Genomic DNA, 15,920 nt, shown 5'->3' on the forward strand with positions numbered 1-15,920 from the left:
GATGCCGACATTGCTGTATCTCCATGGCTTCAATAGTTCGCCTCGCTCTGAAAAAGCCGCTCTATTAGCCAGTTGGTTGGCGGAAAATGCCCCAACCATTCATTTGCACGTCCCAGAACTCCCTGCGACGCCAGAGAATATTTCGACGTTTTTAGAGGTGCAACTTGCGCAGTGTAAACAGCGCCCAGTTGGAATAGTCGGATCATCGTTGGGAGGATATTATGCAACATGGTTGTCACAACGTTATGGTGTTCCTGCGGTAGTGATCAATCCTGCAGTGAGGCCCTTTGAGTTATTATTGAATTTTTTAGGCGATAACCAGAATCCATACACAGGGCAAAAATATGTGTTAGAGTCTCGCCATATAGACGATTTAAAGACGCTTGAAGTGACCCGGTTAATCGAGCCTGAACTGCTCTGGTTACTGCAACAAACCGGCGATGAGGTGTTAGAGTATACTCAAGCCGTTGCTTACTATTCAGCATGCCGTCAAACGATTGAACAGGGGGGAAACCATGCTTTTATCTCTGTCGAGCGTCACTTTCCATCGATAATCGAATTTCTTGGTTTAACGCGTTGTTAACCACTCACACTGTATAAACGAAAGAAGATAATGACTCAATCAAGTTATAACGCTGCCGATATCGAAGTTCTCACCGGACTTGAGCCAGTACGACGTCGCCCCGGTATGTATACCGACACTGTTCGTCCTAATCACTTGGCACAAGAAGTGATTGATAACAGTATCGATGAAGCGCTAGCGGGACATGCTAAGCGTGTTGAGGTCATTCTCCATGCCGATCAATCACTGGAAGTGATCGATGATGGACGAGGAATGCCGGTTGATATCCATCCCGAAGAGGGCGTGCCAGCAGTAGAACTGATTCTTTGCCGTCTGCATGCGGGGGGTAAATTCTCCAATAAAAACTATCAGTTTTCCGGTGGCTTACACGGTGTGGGTATCTCAGTCGTTAACGCCCTCTCTACCCGCGTTGAAGTCACGGTCAAGCGTGGGGGCGAAGTCTACGATATGGCCTTCGAGAATGGCGATAAGGTCCAAGACTTAGTCGTCACCGGTACGGTCGGTCGTCGTAATACAGGGACGCGCGTTCATTTCTGGCCTGATAGTCATTTTTTCGATACGCCAAAATTTTCCGTCAGCCGCCTGAGTCATCTTCTAAAAGCGAAAGCCGTACTTTGCCCGGGTGTCGAAATTGTTTTTAAAGACAAGGTCAACGATAGCGAACAACGCTGGTGCTATCAGGACGGTCTTACCGACTACTTACGTGAAGCGGTTAATGGCCTTCCCGTGTTACCCGAGGAGCCTTTCGTTGGGTCGTTTTCCGGCGAGACGGAAGCGGTTGACTGGGCGCTAGTGTGGTTACCTGAAGGTGGGGAACTGCTAACCGAAAGTTACGTTAACTTGATCCCGACTATGCAAGGGGGCACTCACGTTAACGGGTTACGCCAAGGTCTGTTGGACGCAATGCGTAACTTTTGCGAGTACCGAAATATTCTGCCGCGCGGGGTGAAACTCTCCGCCGAGGATATCTGGGATCGTTGTGCCTATGTGTTGTCGGTAAAAATGCAGGATCCACAATTTGCAGGGCAGACCAAAGAGCGTCTATCCTCGCGTCAATCCGCCGGTTTTGTGGCTAACGTTGTGAAAGATGCGTTCAGTTTATGGTTAAATCAGAACGTACAGATTGCTGAGCAACTGGCAGAACTGGCGATTGCTAGCGCACAACGACGTCTGCGTGCGGCCAAAAAAGTGGTGCGTAAGAAACTGACCAGTGGGCCGGCATTACCCGGAAAACTAGCCGACTGTACGGCGCAAGACTTGTCTCGGACCGAACTGTTTCTGGTCGAGGGCGATTCTGCCGGGGGATCCGCAAAACAAGCCCGCGAGCGCGAATTCCAAGCGATAATGCCTCTTAAGGGAAAAATTCTTAATACATGGGAAGTCTCTTCTGATGAAGTGTTGGGATCTCAAGAGGTGCATGATATTTCGGTGGCGATCGGTATCGATCCAGACAGTGAAGATTTAAGCCAACTGCGCTACGGTAAAGTCTGCATTTTGGCCGATGCTGACTCTGACGGATTACACATCGCCACGTTATTATGCGCGCTGTTCGTTAAACATTTCAGAAACTTAGTGCGTAATGGCCACGTCTATGTCGCCATGCCGCCGCTGTACCGCATCGATCTGGGTAAAGAGGTGCATTATGCGCTGGATGATGATGAAAAGGAGGTCATCATTGATAAGCTTAGCCGTAAGCGGGGAAAAATTAGCGTACAGCGCTTCAAAGGCTTGGGCGAGATGAACCCATCACAACTGCGTGAAACCACCTTAGATCCGAATACTCGTCGTCTGGTGCAACTGACGATTAGCGATGAGGATGAGGCGGAAACCCTACGGGTTATGGATATGCTACTCGCGAAGAAGCGTTCGGAAGATCGCCGGAATTGGCTACAGGAGCAAGGAGATCAGGTCGAGATCGAACTCTGATCCCCAGAAGTATTACGCCTGGCCGAAGGTATCGGTCAGGTGTTTTTGATAGTCACGGATATAGGTCGGGACATCAGGACGTTTAATCACATCGTTACAGATAAAGGTTGGATGTGCGGTCATCCCTAAGAATTGGAAGGCCTTGTGTGTGTGCAGGTAAACACCGTCGACGCCGACACCTTCGAAGAACTGTTCTTTATCGGTAAATGCCTGCAGCGGCGCGTTCCAAGTCAATGATAGCAGGTAGTGTTTGCCCTGCAACAGGCCACCAGAACCATAATGTTTTTCGCTATTGTCGCGACTGCGTCCATCATTGGCATAAAGGCGTCCGTGTCCGAAGGTAAACACTTCGTCGATGTATTTCTTTACCGTCCATGGCTCGCCCATCCACCAGCCTGGCATCTGCAGAATAAGGCTATCGGCAGCGACAAACTGTTCAATCTCTTGTTCAATATCATAGTCATCGGTCACACGCACTTTAGTCACTTTGTGACCCAGAGCGTTGAGTGTCTCTTCCGCGGTGGTGGCCAAGGTATGGTTGAGTTCACCTTGCGAGTGGCCGAAGGTGGTCCCGCCATCAATAATGTGGATGTGGCTCATTAGTCTTCTCTCATGTCAAATTAGGGGAGTTGTCCTCAAGAATTATCCACAATTTACGCGCAGATAATTAACGCTCTATGCGGTAGCGGCGCAGAGCAAAATCAGAGTTATTGTGACTAACGATGTCTAATAAGGTACTATCGCGGGCAAATAATCCCGCCAGAAATAGGTATCCCGGGAGTGAAGTGAGGAATAATTCATGAGTGTAATCACGCAGGACGGCGTTGAGCGCCGCGCACTACACGAATTTACTGAGAATTCTTATCTCAATTATTCGATGTATGTCATTATGGATCGCGCATTGCCTTATATTGGAGACGGCCTTAAACCGGTACAGCGTCGCATCATTTATGCGATGTCAGAATTGGGTCTCAATGCTAGCGCAAAATTTAAAAAATCGGCGCGTACTGTCGGTGATGTGCTCGGTAAGTACCACCCCCATGGCGATAGCGCCTGCTATGAAGCCATGGTACTCATGGCGCAGCCATTTTCCTATCGTTATCCACTGATCGATGGGCAAGGTAACTGGGGGGCGCCAGATGATCCAAAGTCCTTCGCTGCCATGCGTTACACCGAGTCGCGACTCTCTAAATATGCTCAAACATTATTGGCTGAACTAGGGCAGGGCACGGTCGATTTCATTCCAAACTTTGATGGTACGCTGGAACAGCCGAAAATGCTGCCTGCGCGCTTACCGAATATCCTGCTAAATGGTACTACCGGTATTGCGGTGGGAATGGCCACGGATATTCCGCCACATAATCTGCGCGAAGTGGCTCAGGCGACCATTGCTCTCATCGATAAACCCGAGACCTCTTTAGAATCACTATTAGATATTGTTCAAGGTCCGGATTTTCCGACGGAAGCGGAAATCATCACACCACGTAAAGAGATTCGCAAAATTTATGAAACCGGACGCGGCAGTATCCGCCAGCGCGCCGTCTGGCAAGTAGAGGATGGTGAGATCGTCGTCACTGCGTTACCTCACCAAGCCTCTGGATCTAAGGTGTTGGAACAGATCGCGACCCAAATGCGTAATAAAAAGCTACCGATGGTCGAGGATCTCCGCGATGAATCTGACCATCAAAGCCCGACACGCATCGTCATTGTGCCGCGTTCAAATCGTGTCGATAGTGAAGCATTGATGAATCACCTCTTTGCCACGACCGATCTAGAAAAGAGCTATCGTGTTAACCTGAATATGATTGGCTTGGATAATCGTCCAGCCGTCAAGAATCTTCGAGAAATTCTTAGTGAGTGGCTAACGTATCGACGCGATACCGTGCGTCGTCGATTGTCATATCGTTTAGAAAAAGTGTTAAACCGATTACATATTTTAGAAGGCCTTCTTGTCGCGTTCTTGAATATCGACGAAGTAATCGAAATAATCCGTAATGAGGATGAGCCTAAGCGTGCGTTAATCGCTCGGTTTGGATTAAGTGAGACACAAGCAGAAGCTATCCTCGAATTGAAATTACGTCACCTCGCCCGTCTTGAAGAGATGAAGATTCGAGGTGAGCAGCAAGATCTAGAAAAAGAGCGCGATGAGTTACAAGCGCTATTAGCGTCAGAACGTAAAATGAATACGTTATTGAAGAAAGAGTTACAAGCGGATGCCAAACTCTATGGCGATGATCGTCGCTCACCTCTGCAAGAACGTAGTGAGGCTAAAGCAATCAGCGAAACAGATTTAGTCCCTTCCGAACCGGTCACCATTGTCCTATCACAAATGGGGTGGATACGCGCTGCGCGGGGTCACGATATTGACCCAACGGGACTGAGCTATAAAGCCGGAGATAACTACTTAGCATCGGCCAAAGGTAAAAGCAATCAACCCGTTAGCGTGATTGACTCGACTGGTCGTAGCTACACCTTAGATCCGAGTACGCTCCCTTCAGCGCGAGGGCAGGGTGAACCGATCACCGGTAAAATTACGCCGCCACCTGGGGCAACCGTGCAACAGGTGCTGATGGAACCGGATGAAACTAAGTTGCTCATGGCATCGGATGCCGGTTACGGCTTTATCTGTACTTTTGCAGATTTACAATCAAGGACTAAATCCGGTAAAGCCTTGCTGACATTACCTGATCAAGCGAAGGTCATGACGCCACAAGTTATTGATCCGGCCAACGATCAGCTGTTAGTCATTACCGAAGCGGGTCGAATGCTAATGTTCTCCGTCAGCGATCTGCCGCAATTATCGAAAGGAAAAGGGAATAAAATTATTTCCATTCCAAGCGCCGATTTCGCGGCAGGAAAAGATAAGCTGTTATGGCTACTTTTACTGAATGAAGAAAGTAGCGTTACGCTCTACGTCGGTAAACGTAAACTGAAACTCCGTAGTGAAGAGTTACAGAAATTTAAAGCAGAGAGAGGCCGCAAAGGGACATTATTACCGCGAGGATTACAACGTATTGATCGCGTCGATATTGAATAATTGTCTTCACTTTGCAGAATGAACAAAGCTTGGGTAAGGGAAGGGGTATCGCGTAAAGGGCTTTAGGCTTGAGCGATACTATCCTTGAATGAAGAATATTTAAGGAGGGGAGTGAGTGCATTCTCCTTATTTGAGGGCAATATGCTGTTAATTTTACGAGCGATCATCGTCGTCGTGTACTCTATTCTGGTCTGTTTAGTCGGCTGTATATGGTGTCTATTTTCGCCACGCAATCCACGACATGTGGCGACCTTCGCCCATATGTTTGGTAAATTAAGCCACGTATTTGGTATTACGCTTGATATTCGTAAGCCTGCCGGAATTGAAGAAGTCGGTAACGCGATTTATATCGCTAACCATCAAAATAACTACGACATGGTGACTGCGGCGAATATGGTGCAAGCCCCGACGGTCACTGTCGGTAAAAAGAGCCTAGCGTGGATCCCTTTTTTCGGTCAATTGTATTGGCTGACGGGTAATTTACTGATTGACCGCGATAACAAGGCAAAAGCACACGGCAGTATTAACCAAGTTGTGGAACAACTGAAAAATGGCCGCGTGTCATTCTGGATGTTCCCAGAAGGGACACGTAGCCGTGGCCGTGGATTATTACCTTTTAAAACCGGCGCATTTCACGCAGCATTGGCGGCAGGGGTACCGATCATTCCCATAGTGGTATCGGACACTCATGACAAAATTAACCTTAATCGCCTGAGAAATGGGTTAGTTATTATCGAAATGCTACCGCCAATTGATACCACTCCTTTCCAAGATCAATCAGCAAGAAAGTTGACCAATTACTGTCGTGAAGTGATGCAGCAAAAATTGGATGAGTTAAACGCTGAAGTTGCACGTCGTGAAACAGACCGCGTTAATTAATTACGGCTTATACCAAGGCTCACACATTACCCTTTTGTTTAAGGTTACTCGTTAATGTCTTTAACTCGGCGCAAATTTATCCAGTATTCAGCGGTGGCGGCTGTCGGTCCCACTTTGCTTCCAAAAGCGGTCTTTGCTGCAGATGATGAGGGGAGTAATCCGCTCTATATTCCGCCGTTAATCGAATCACGCCGCGGACAGCCCATATTCCTAATGATGCAAGAGGCACATTGGGCGTTCAATGGTCGTAATCAGGCTGACTGCATCGGCTTTAATGGTATGTATCTAGGGCCAACAGTGAAGGTCTGGAGCGGCGACGACGTTAAACTCATTTATAGCAATCGTCTGACAGAGTCTGTCTCGATGATGGTTAGCGGTTTGCATGTCCCTGGACCTTTGTCCGGCGGGGCACCGCGCTTGATCTCATCGGAAGTCGATTGGTCGCCAATTTTACCTATACGCCAACCGGCCGCGACGCTATGGTATCATTCCAATACTTCGCAGCATGCCGGTTCGCAAGTCTATCGTGGGCTTGCCGGATTGTGGGTAGTCGAGGATGAAGTGAGTAAGCAGTTACCACTGCCTAAGCATTATGGTGTCGATGACATTCCATTGATTATACAAGACAAGCGGTTAGATAATTTTGGCACACCCGTTTACGAAGAGAGTTCGACTCCTTTCCTTGGCGACACGCTGCTGGTCAATGGGTCGCAGAAACCCTATTTTAATGCTTCTCGCGGTTGGGTCCGCCTTCGCTTATTAAATGCATCAAATGCCCGTCGTTACCTATTGCAACTTTCCGACAACCGCCCTTTTACCGTGATTGCCGGTGATCAAGGGTTTATGTCTGCGCCGGTAACCACTACACAACTCTCTCTGGCCCCCGGTGAGCGTCGCGAAGTATTGATCGACCTGTCTGACGGTCATAACGTTTCCATTACGGCGGGAACCGAAGCGACAATTATGGAGAGAATTCGAGGCATCTTCGAACCTTCAACCGTGTTGACCTCAACCTTAGTATTAACGTTAAGACCGACAGGGTTATTGCCTCTAGTCACCGACAGTGTGCCGACCTCTTTAGTCTCAGCGCTTGAAACTGGCCTGACCAGTCAAAGCCGACAGATTCGTTTAAACGATTCTCCCGCCGGGATAAATGATAGGGCATGGGACGTTAAACGCGTGGATATGACTGTGCAGCAGGGGAGTTTCGAACGTTGGACGGTAGAAGCCGATCTTCCACAATCCTTCTCAGTACAAGGGGCGATGTTCTTAATTAAGAGTGTGAACGGTGCGCCGCCGATGGTCGAAGATCGGGGTTGGAAAGACACGGTTTGGGTAGATGGTAGCGTCGAATTGTTGGTAACCTTCCCTCAAACCTCTTCGGCACATTTCCCCTTCATTTATGGCAGTCAAACCTTAGAGCAGTTCGATCAGGGAGCCGTGGGCCAACTCTTGGTTCAACCCTCATCCACCTTGAATAGTGGCTACTAGTTAGGCCTCCCGATTGGGAGGCCTCTACTTTAGAGCTTCTCGAAGGTCTCTGGCTCAGGGCCGAGGCGCTTACCGCTGTCTAAAGAAGCAATTGCCTTCAATTCTTCTTTTTCCAGCTTAAAGTCAAATACCGCGAAGTTCTCGTCGATACGCTTGGGCGTGACCGATTTTGGAATGACGATTAAACCGCTATCTAAGTGCCAACGGATAACGACTTGCGCAGGCGTTTTCTGGTATTTTTTCGCCAGCGTTTGGATGATTTCTTGATCGAAAACACCCTCTCCCCCTTGTGCTAAAGGACTCCACGATTCGGTGTGGATCTTATGCAGGGCATTCCAAGTATGTTGCTGGCGTTGCTGAAATAACGGGTGTAACTCGATTTGGTTGACGACAGGCGTCACCCCTGTTTCACGGATAATGCGTTCCAGATGAGTCTCTTGGAAATTACACACGCCGATGCTTTTAACGAGTCCTTGGCGCTGCAGATCGATCATACCTTCCCATGCTTTAACATAGTTGTCCTGTTGTGGGCAGGGCCAGTGCATAAGATAGAGATCAACATAATCTAGCTGCAGCTTACGTAAACTGGTCTCTGCTGCGCGTTGCCAATCAGTCTGATCAGAATTCCACAATTTAGTGGTGATAAACAGGTCATCGCGAGCCAGTGAAGACGCTTGCAATGCTTGACCAACACCTTCTTCGTTTTTATAGATTGCCGCAGTATCGATAGAACGATAACCAGTATTCAGAGCGTGGGTGACAGCTTCTTGGGTTTGTTCAATCGAAGCTTGCCATACTCCCAAGCCAAGTTGAGGCATGGTACGACCATCGTGCAGCGTGACATCTAGTTGCTGAGACATTTTAGGCTCCTTCTCTCGATCAAATGATCACAAATAATGAGCCTAAGTGTAGACAATAAAGGCAGCTTGTGGGGCGAAAACACGCTTTTCGGAGTGTTTACACCCGTTCTTTCAGTCGGGCGAAGCCTCTCTCTAAATCTGCAATCAAATCCTGAGGGTGTTCTAATCCGATATGAAGTCGGATCAGTGTCCCAGTAAAGTCCAATTGACCGACGGGACGAATCGCAGCGATCTCCTCGGGTTGGTTAGCCAGAATCAATGACTCAAATCCGCCCCAAGAGTACGCCATACTGAAGTGGTCGAAATGGTCGAGGTAGTGGGCGAGCCTTGCAGGCTCCAACTTCTCATTAAGAATAAAAGAGAATAAGCCGCTACTCCCTGAAAAATCTCGTTGCCAGAAGCAGTGTCCAGGGGATTCAGGCAGGGCGGGATGATTCACTCGAAATACTTCATCTCGTTGACTCAGCCATTGGGCAATCTCCAGACTTGCCGTCTCGTGCTGTCGTAAGCGAACAGCGAGTGTACGTAATCCACGAGCCGTCACGTACGCGGTATCTGCATCAACCATCTGCCCCATTAAATAAGAGTTTTCTCTCAGTTGTTCCAAACAACGTTCATTCGCCACGGCGGTGCCAATCATGGCATCGGAATGGCCAACTAAGTATTTGGTCCCGGCTTGAATTGAGATATCTGCTCCCGCTTCTAAGGCCTTGAACAGGACTCCGGCAGCCCAAGTATTATCGACGATAACCACCGCTTGCGGAGCTATACGACGTACTGTCGCGATAAGGGCAGGAATATCTTGGACTTCCATGGTGATCGACGAGGGTGATTCTAAAAAGACGACCCGGGTCGTAGGACGCAGCCATTCGGCTATCTCTGCACCGGAAAGGGCGGGGAAATAGGTCGTTTCAACGGCAAGTTTCTTTAAAATCGTTGAGCAAAAATCTTGTGTCGGTTCATAGACGGATCCGCTTACCAAGATATGATCGCCCGCTTCAACAAAAGCCAGAATAGCATTTGCCACCGCGGCCGCACCGCAGGGATAGAGTACACAGCCCGCACCGCTCTCCAATTCAGTCATCGCATCTTGTAACGCAAAGTGGGTCAAGGTGCCGCGGCGACCATAAAAAAGCTCCCCTTTCGCTCGGCCAGCAGTGGCGATTTTCTTATCCGCTACCGTAGGGAAGACTAAGGAGGAGGCGCGTTGGATAACCGCGTTTACTGCGCCTTGCGTGTAACGTGGTTTGCGACCAGCACTAATGAGCGTCGTTTCAAAATGTTGCTTATCGGACATTACGATCCCCAAATCAGTAAAATTCAATTATGAGTAGAGTAAGCAGAGTTGATGGAAAAGGGGAGGGTTTTCTTAGGCTAAACAGTCATAACAGTATACTTACAACCTCTTAAAAAACTTAGCCCGATCTCTGGTTATAACTGGCTGTTTTTAGCGAATATTATTCGAGAGAGCTTTTTCATTATGTAAATAGTAATGATAACTACTATCAATAGAGTTTGCTTTTGGTATCATAGCGTCAATTGTTTTACGCAACAAACCGAGGCTAGAAGATGAGTGTGGTGACCAATAATCTGATGCAGACAGATTTATCTGTATTGGGCATGTACCAACATGCTGATATTGTTGTTAAAGTTGTAATGATGGGTTTGCTACTCGCCTCCGTTGCAACCTGGGCAATTTTCTTTGCAAAATACACTGAGCTAAGTGCTGCAAAACGTCGTCTTAACGCGGATCAGCTTGCCCTAAAAGAAGCTCGTACGCTTGATGGCGCAGGAAAAATTACGCAGCAATTTGCTAAAAATAGTCATGCGGCCATGCTTGTCGCAGAAGCGCTTGATGAACGCGTGTTGTCCGCGCAAAGCGATGACCAAGCGGGAATTAAAGAGCGTACGGTTTTTCGTTTAGAGCGCCAAGTTGCTCGGATTGGTCGCCACGCTGGCCGTAATAACGGTTTCTTGGCCACCATTGGGTCAGTCTCGCCCTTCATCGGTTTATTCGGTACGGTATGGGGGATCATGAATAGCTTTATCGGTATCGCTAAAACGCAAACAACTAACCTCGCGGTTGTGGCGCCTGGGATTGCTGAAGCGCTATTGGCGACCGCAGTAGGATTAGTCGCGGCCATCCCCGCGGTCGTTATTTACAACGTCTTTGCACGGATGATCGCCGGCTATAAAGCGTCTTTAGGCGACACTGCTGCACAGATTATCCTGTTACAAAGTCGTGATGCGGACCTGCAAAGCAGTCGTTACACGCCAATGACGCAAAATACGGCTACTCAAAAACTACGCGTAGGGTAATTGTCATGGCAATGCGACTCAATGATGAAGTAGAGGGCGACGGTGAAATGCATGAGATTAACGTCACGCCTTTTATCGACGTGATGTTAGTCTTACTTATCATCTTCATGGTGGCTGCGCCTTTAGCAACGGTCGATGTACGTGTCAATCTTCCTGCATCCACCAGCACGCCACAACCCAGACCAGAAAAACCGGTTTACCTGAGTGTGAAAGAAGGGAATCAGCTTTTCGTCGGCAACGATGCAGTCAGTAAGGAAGATCTGGTACAAAAAATAATTGCACAGACTCAAAGCAATAAAGAGTCCACAATCTTTTTCCAAGCAGATAAAAGCATCGATTACGCCACACTGATGAGTATCATGGATGACCTACGCAGCGCAGGTTATCTCAAGATAGGGCTAATGGGCTTAGAAAGCGCACCCAAATAACGGTCTATGGCATAAAACCATCCTCCTTCGGGAGGATTTTTTTTGCCAAGATGACTTTTGTTTATTAATTGTTATAATTTTTTTAATGAAAAGTTGATTTAATGGGGTTAAAAAGGGAGGACGGTTAGCCTTAAAAAAACAAAAAAAGTGAGAAATGTTGAATGAGTTATACAGAATCTTCCTCCAGGCCTTCGGCTTGGCAAAATGCGAAATCGATCTTCCGCGTGACAAGCGGTAACTTCCTCGAAATGTATGATTTCATGGTCTTCGGCTATTACGCCAGCGCCATAGCCAATACCTTCTTTCCGGGGAGCAACCCCTATGCCTCCTTGATGCTAACGCTGATGACCTTTGGTGCAGGGTTTTTAATGCGTCCTCTCGGTGCCGTGATCCTTGGCACCTATATCGATCAACACGGGCGACGTAAAGGATTATTGATTACCTTAGGGTTAATGGCTCTAGGTACCTTAACCATTGCCGTCGTCCCGGGTTACCACACCCTCGGTATTTTTGCGCCAATATTAGTATTGGTGGGCCGCTTACTACAAGGTTTCTCGGCGGGGGTAGAGTTAGGCGGAGTCTCCGTTTATCTTTCCGAAATAGCGCCCCCAGGGCGTCGGGGTTTTTTTGTCAGTTGGCAGTCAGGTAGCCAACAAATTTCAGTTATCTTTGCCGCATTATTGGGATTAGGACTGAATCATTTATTAGGCAAACAGGTGGTCTCCGATTGGGCATGGCGTATTCCATTCTTTATTGGCTGTATGGTGGTGCCCTTCTTATTTTATATTCGTCGTTCACTCGAAGAGACGGAGGCCTTTAAAGAGAGGAAACATCGTCCAGGGATGCGTGAGATTGCTCGATCAGTGTTACGTAACTGGGCATTGGTGATTGCAGGGATGTTTATGGTAGTGACCACGACGGTCATGTTTTACATGATTACCGCATTTACCCCAACGTTCGGTAAAGCGGTGTTGAACATGAGTGATCAGCAAAGCTTTTTAGTCACCTTATTCGTCGGCATCTCAAACCTATTTTGGTTACCTATTATGGGCGCGCTTTCTGATCGGCTAGGTCGCCGTCCTCTACTCATTATATTCACGGTATTAATGATTTTCACCGCGTGGCCGGTGTTGCGCTGGCTGGTGGCTACACCAACTTTCACCCATCTCATTGAAACCGAGTTGTGGCTTTCATTTCTCTATGCGAGTTATAACGGTGCGATGGTGGTTTGGCTGGCAGAGGTTATGCCCGCCGACGTTAAAGCGTCAGGATTTTCTCTCGCCTACAGTTTGGCTACGGCGTTGTTCGGTGGGTTTACCCCAGCGATATCGAGTTATCTAATTCATAGCACAGGTGACAAAGCAATGCCTGGAGCATGGTTAACCTTTGCGGCAATTTGCGGTTTTGTTGGATCGCTTTGGTTGGGATGGCTGGTTAAGCGTTATAACCGTTCAGTACGGTAGCATTATCAATTCCTTTAAGCAGCGGGTAGCCGGTTATCTGCTGCAAGTCAAATACATAAAATAATCTAATCATCATATTCTTAAAATATGTATTTACTGGCGTCTTAATCACGTAATATTGAGGTAATTAATCCTTTCTATGCTCGGTTAGAAGAAAAATCTGCCCCATTAGGACTTAGTAGGAGAGCCAGTTGGACACAATGAATATGATGCATGTTACGTGGGACAGCGGCTTAGTGCTCGCCTCTGTATTTATTGCGTTCCTCGCCTCTTTCTCTGCTTTAGATACTGTCGCCAGAGTGGCCGATAGCCGTGGAATGAAAGCCCTATTTTGGTTGATTGGCGGTGGGGCAGCGATGGGGATCGGCATTTGGTCGATGCATTTCATCGGTATGATGGCGATGCATTTTCAAATGCCCATGCGCTATAACCCGGGTGAAACGGTCTTCTCTATTATTGTTGCGGTTGTCGGTTCTATTATTGCGTTATGGGCGGTATTTCGACATAACCAATTTACGTTAACGAATCTACTTATTGGTTCGATAATCTTAGGGTCTTCGGTTATTGCGATGCACTATACCGGGATGGCTGGTCTGCGTATTAGCCAGCCGATTGTCTGGCATAAGACACCAGTCATTATCTCAATTATTATTGCTTATACCGCCTCTGCCGTCGCATTATGGCTGGCATTTAGGCTCCGTAATAACTATGCGGGAGTATTAAACCGTCGCTTTTTTGCGGCATTGATCATGGGTGCAGCGATAGCGGGTATGCACTACACCGGGATGTACGCCGCTCATTTTGAATCCACGATGCAGGTTTTACCAGGGGGGGTTGGCTCACAACGATTGATCATTTGGGTATTTATGTTCACCCTCATTATCTTAGGGAGTAACTTATTCGGGTCAATGATTGAGTCACAATTACGCGTATCTCGTATGACCACTAAACTTAAGCAGACCAATGAAGAGCTGCGCCAAATGGCGTTGCACGATCCGCTGACGACTCTCGCCAATCGCACCTTATTTGAAGATAAACTCAACGACTACATTCAAAGCGCTAAGTACAATTCATCAAGCTTCAGCCTGCTTTATATGGATCTCGATGGGTTTAAGATGGTGAACGACGCGTATGGCCACGATATCGGTGATAAGCTATTAGTTGAAGTGGCTAAGCGGCTTAATGCAGCGGTTAACCCTAGTGATATTTTGGCGCGAGTCGGGGGTGACGAGTTTGTTTTATTGTCTAATGCAAACTCAGAGATGGATGCCTCACTGTTAGCTGAAAAACTGGTCGCTGCTATTGAGCCTGAATTCCTCGTTGAAGCCTTTGAGCTGAGAGTCTCTTTAAGCATCGGTATTGCGATGTTTCCTGCGCATGGCATTGAAGCACGAGAGATGCTGTTTAATGCAGACTCGGCGATGTATCACACTAAGAACAGTGGACGTAACGGTTTCAGTATATACCAACCATCGATGAGTCCGATTGGTCGCAGTCAAGTACAGCTAAAAAATGAATTGTGGCGTGCTATTCATAACAATGAATTACGGTTATTTTATCAACCTAAACTAAATGTTACGTCTGGTGAGATCATTGGTTACGAAGCCTTGGTTCGCTGGCAGCATCCAGAACGTGGATTGAAAACGCCGGATAAGTTTCTGCCTATCGCCGAGCAAACGGGGATGATCTTGTTACTGGGCGAGTGGGTATTAAATGAGGCGTGTCATCAGCTGGCGATATGGCATCAACAAGGGGCAGATCATCTCTCCATATCTGTCAATCTCTCTGCTCAACAGTTTGAGCAAAAAAGCTTAATCTACTTAGTGACCAGAACGCTTGAAGAGTATCGTCTGGCCCCTAAGAAATTAATTTTGGAAATCACTGAAACGACGGCAATGCGTTATCCGCAAGAGAGCATTAAGATCCTCGAAGAATTGAAAGCGATTGGTGTGCAGGTGGCCATCGATGATTTCGGTACAGGGTATTCAAGCTTGCTCTATTTACAGAATATGCCTGCGACAGAACTTAAAATTGATCGCGCCTTTATCAATAGTATTGGTCATAAGGATACAGATCCTCAATTATTGTCGATGATTATCGAACTGGCGAAAAATATGAATTTAAATATTGTCGCGGAAGGGGTAGAAAGCGAAGAGCAACAAACCTATTTGGTCAATTTAGGCTGTGACGTGCACCAAGGCTACTATTTCAGTCGGCCAGTACCGCCTTCTGAAATCACCGTAGTAGCCAATAAGTATCCCGTGCGGGCCTAGAAGTTATTGCGGACCTCGTGTAGGTCCGCAACCGCACTTATGAGTTATGCGCAGTACCAGGGTGTGATTCTGCGTTCATGGCCGCTAGGTCTTTATCGATTAAGAACAGTCCATTCGAGCTATTCTCAAGCATTCCCAGTTTATCCAGAACCGTTTTGAATAACTTCTCTTCTTCATGTTGTTCGGCGACATACCATTGCAGGAAGTTAAACGTTGAATAGTCCTGCGACGTCATCGCGGCATGTGCTAGCTCATTAATTTTCTGAGTGATCAGCTGCTCGTGACGGTAGGTCAGAGTAAACAGGTCACTGACCGAATCAAACGTCACCGGAGGCGCCTCAATCGTACCCAGCACAGGCAATGCGCCTGCATCGCTTAGGTAGTTGAATAAGCGTTGCATGTGCTCCATCTCTTCACGCGAATGGGAGCGTAAAAAAGAGGCAGCGCCTTCAAGACCTTTATCGCTGCACCAGGCACTCATCTGCAGGTAAAGGTTGGCAGAGTAAAACTCAAGATTGAGTTGTTCGTTTAAGCGAGAAACCATATCAGGCGTCAGCATAGTTGTATCCCCAAAAGTAAAATCGGCTGTCTATGGTTAATAATTATGCACTATGCTTTCGAATAAATAAAGCGAAGAGGGAAAATAAATCCATTAAAATCA

General features: G+C 47.5%; 13 protein-coding genes. 9 read left to right on the plus strand and 4 right to left on the minus strand.

The window, feature by feature from the left end; translation table 11 throughout:
* The first annotated feature begins 1 nt into the window (after position 1).
* Together yqiA and parE are read left to right on the plus strand one after the other, a co-directional pair.
* On the plus strand, positions 2–583 hold the full coding sequence (yqiA, locus tag BMX14_RS03935; protein WP_092673100.1) for an esterase YqiA: 582 nt from the start codon (positions 2–4) through the stop codon (positions 581–583).
* A gap of 30 nt (positions 584–613) precedes the next feature.
* The gene (gene parE, locus BMX14_RS03940) at positions 614–2,509 is read left to right on the plus strand and encodes a DNA topoisomerase IV subunit B (protein ID WP_092673102.1); all 1,896 of its coding nucleotides are present in this window, start codon (positions 614–616) and stop codon (positions 2,507–2,509) included.
* A 12-nt stretch (positions 2,510–2,521) separates the two neighbouring features.
* On the opposite strand, the gene BMX14_RS03945 is transcribed toward parE, so the two are convergent.
* The gene (locus tag BMX14_RS03945; protein WP_092673104.1) at positions 2,522–3,109 is read right to left on the minus strand and encodes an NAD(P)H-dependent oxidoreductase; all 588 of its coding nucleotides are present in this window, start codon (positions 3,107–3,109) and stop codon (positions 2,522–2,524) included.
* A gap of 199 nt (positions 3,110–3,308) precedes the next feature.
* On the opposite strand from BMX14_RS03945, the gene parC reads away from it, so the two are divergent.
* From parC to ftsP, 3 genes are all read left to right on the plus strand, one after another.
* On the plus strand, positions 3,309–5,546 hold the full coding sequence (gene parC, locus BMX14_RS03950; protein ID WP_092673106.1) for a DNA topoisomerase IV subunit A: 2,238 nt from the start codon (positions 3,309–3,311) through the stop codon (positions 5,544–5,546).
* Positions 5,547–5,687: 141 nt separating this feature from the next.
* Positions 5,688–6,425: a 1-acylglycerol-3-phosphate O-acyltransferase gene (locus BMX14_RS03955; protein WP_092673447.1), complete on the plus strand. Its 738-nt coding sequence runs from the start codon at positions 5,688–5,690 to the stop codon at positions 6,423–6,425.
* A 54-nt stretch (positions 6,426–6,479) separates the two neighbouring features.
* Complete coding sequence (gene ftsP / locus BMX14_RS03960) at positions 6,480–7,916, plus strand: cell division protein FtsP (RefSeq protein WP_092673109.1); 1,437 nt, start codon at positions 6,480–6,482, stop codon at positions 7,914–7,916.
* A 29-nt stretch (positions 7,917–7,945) separates the two neighbouring features.
* Here the strand turns inward: ftsP and dkgA are convergent, their stop codons facing one another.
* Both dkgA and metC read right to left on the minus strand, forming a co-directional pair.
* Positions 7,946–8,776, minus strand: a complete 831-nt coding sequence (dkgA, locus tag BMX14_RS03965; protein WP_092673112.1) for a 2,5-didehydrogluconate reductase DkgA — start codon at positions 8,774–8,776, stop codon at positions 7,946–7,948.
* 97 nt (positions 8,777–8,873) lie between these two features.
* Positions 8,874–10,073, minus strand: coding sequence for a cystathionine beta-lyase (gene metC, locus BMX14_RS03970; protein ID WP_092673115.1), 1,200 nt, complete (start codon positions 10,071–10,073; stop codon positions 8,874–8,876).
* Between the two features lie 281 nt (positions 10,074–10,354).
* Between metC and exbB the strand changes: the two genes are divergently transcribed.
* From exbB to BMX14_RS03990, 4 genes are all read left to right on the plus strand, one after another.
* Positions 10,355–11,095 (plus strand): tonB-system energizer ExbB, encoded by a 741-nt coding sequence (gene exbB, locus BMX14_RS03975; RefSeq protein WP_177173082.1) that lies wholly within the window; start codon positions 10,355–10,357, stop codon positions 11,093–11,095.
* 5 nt (positions 11,096–11,100) lie between these two features.
* Positions 11,101–11,523 (plus strand): TonB system transport protein ExbD, encoded by a 423-nt coding sequence (gene exbD, locus BMX14_RS03980; protein WP_092673118.1) that lies wholly within the window; start codon positions 11,101–11,103, stop codon positions 11,521–11,523.
* Between the two features lie 161 nt (positions 11,524–11,684).
* The gene (tcuC, locus tag BMX14_RS03985; RefSeq protein WP_092673121.1) at positions 11,685–12,986 is read left to right on the plus strand and encodes an MFS transporter; all 1,302 of its coding nucleotides are present in this window, start codon (positions 11,685–11,687) and stop codon (positions 12,984–12,986) included.
* Between the two features lie 200 nt (positions 12,987–13,186).
* Positions 13,187–15,259 (plus strand): putative bifunctional diguanylate cyclase/phosphodiesterase, encoded by a 2,073-nt coding sequence (locus tag BMX14_RS03990; protein ID WP_230527282.1) that lies wholly within the window; start codon positions 13,187–13,189, stop codon positions 15,257–15,259.
* 37 nt (positions 15,260–15,296) lie between these two features.
* Here the strand turns inward: BMX14_RS03990 and ftnA are convergent, their stop codons facing one another.
* Positions 15,297–15,818, minus strand: a complete 522-nt coding sequence (gene ftnA / locus BMX14_RS03995; protein ID WP_092673124.1) for a non-heme ferritin — start codon at positions 15,816–15,818, stop codon at positions 15,297–15,299.
* Positions 15,819–15,920: the final 102 nt, after the last annotated feature.

The sequence above is a fragment of the Rosenbergiella nectarea genome (genome assembly GCF_900111105.1).
Classification (GTDB): domain Bacteria; phylum Pseudomonadota; class Gammaproteobacteria; order Enterobacterales; family Enterobacteriaceae; genus Rosenbergiella; species Rosenbergiella nectarea.

Coding starts and splice junctions, on each gene's coding strand:
- ftsP (WP_092673109.1), top strand. CDS start 6,480: ATGTCTTTAACTCGGCGCAAATTTATCCAGTATTCAGCGGTGGCGGCT.
- dkgA (WP_092673112.1), bottom strand. CDS start 8,776: ATGTCTCAGCAACTAGATGTCACGCTGCACGATGGTCGTACCATGCCT.
- BMX14_RS03945 (WP_092673104.1), bottom strand. CDS start 3,109: ATGAGCCACATCCACATTATTGATGGCGGGACCACCTTCGGCCACTCG.
- BMX14_RS03990 (WP_230527282.1), top strand. CDS start 13,187: ATGAATATGATGCATGTTACGTGGGACAGCGGCTTAGTGCTCGCCTCT.
- tcuC (WP_092673121.1), top strand. CDS start 11,685: ATGAGTTATACAGAATCTTCCTCCAGGCCTTCGGCTTGGCAAAATGCG.
- parE (WP_092673102.1), top strand. CDS start 614: ATGACTCAATCAAGTTATAACGCTGCCGATATCGAAGTTCTCACCGGA.
- parC (WP_092673106.1), top strand. CDS start 3,309: ATGAGTGTAATCACGCAGGACGGCGTTGAGCGCCGCGCACTACACGAA.
- ftnA (WP_092673124.1), bottom strand. CDS start 15,818: ATGCTGACGCCTGATATGGTTTCTCGCTTAAACGAACAACTCAATCTT.
- BMX14_RS03955 (WP_092673447.1), top strand. CDS start 5,688: ATGCTGTTAATTTTACGAGCGATCATCGTCGTCGTGTACTCTATTCTG.
- yqiA (WP_092673100.1), top strand. CDS start 2: ATGCCGACATTGCTGTATCTCCATGGCTTCAATAGTTCGCCTCGCTCT.
- metC (WP_092673115.1), bottom strand. CDS start 10,073: ATGTCCGATAAGCAACATTTTGAAACGACGCTCATTAGTGCTGGTCGC.
- exbD (WP_092673118.1), top strand. CDS start 11,101: ATGGCAATGCGACTCAATGATGAAGTAGAGGGCGACGGTGAAATGCAT.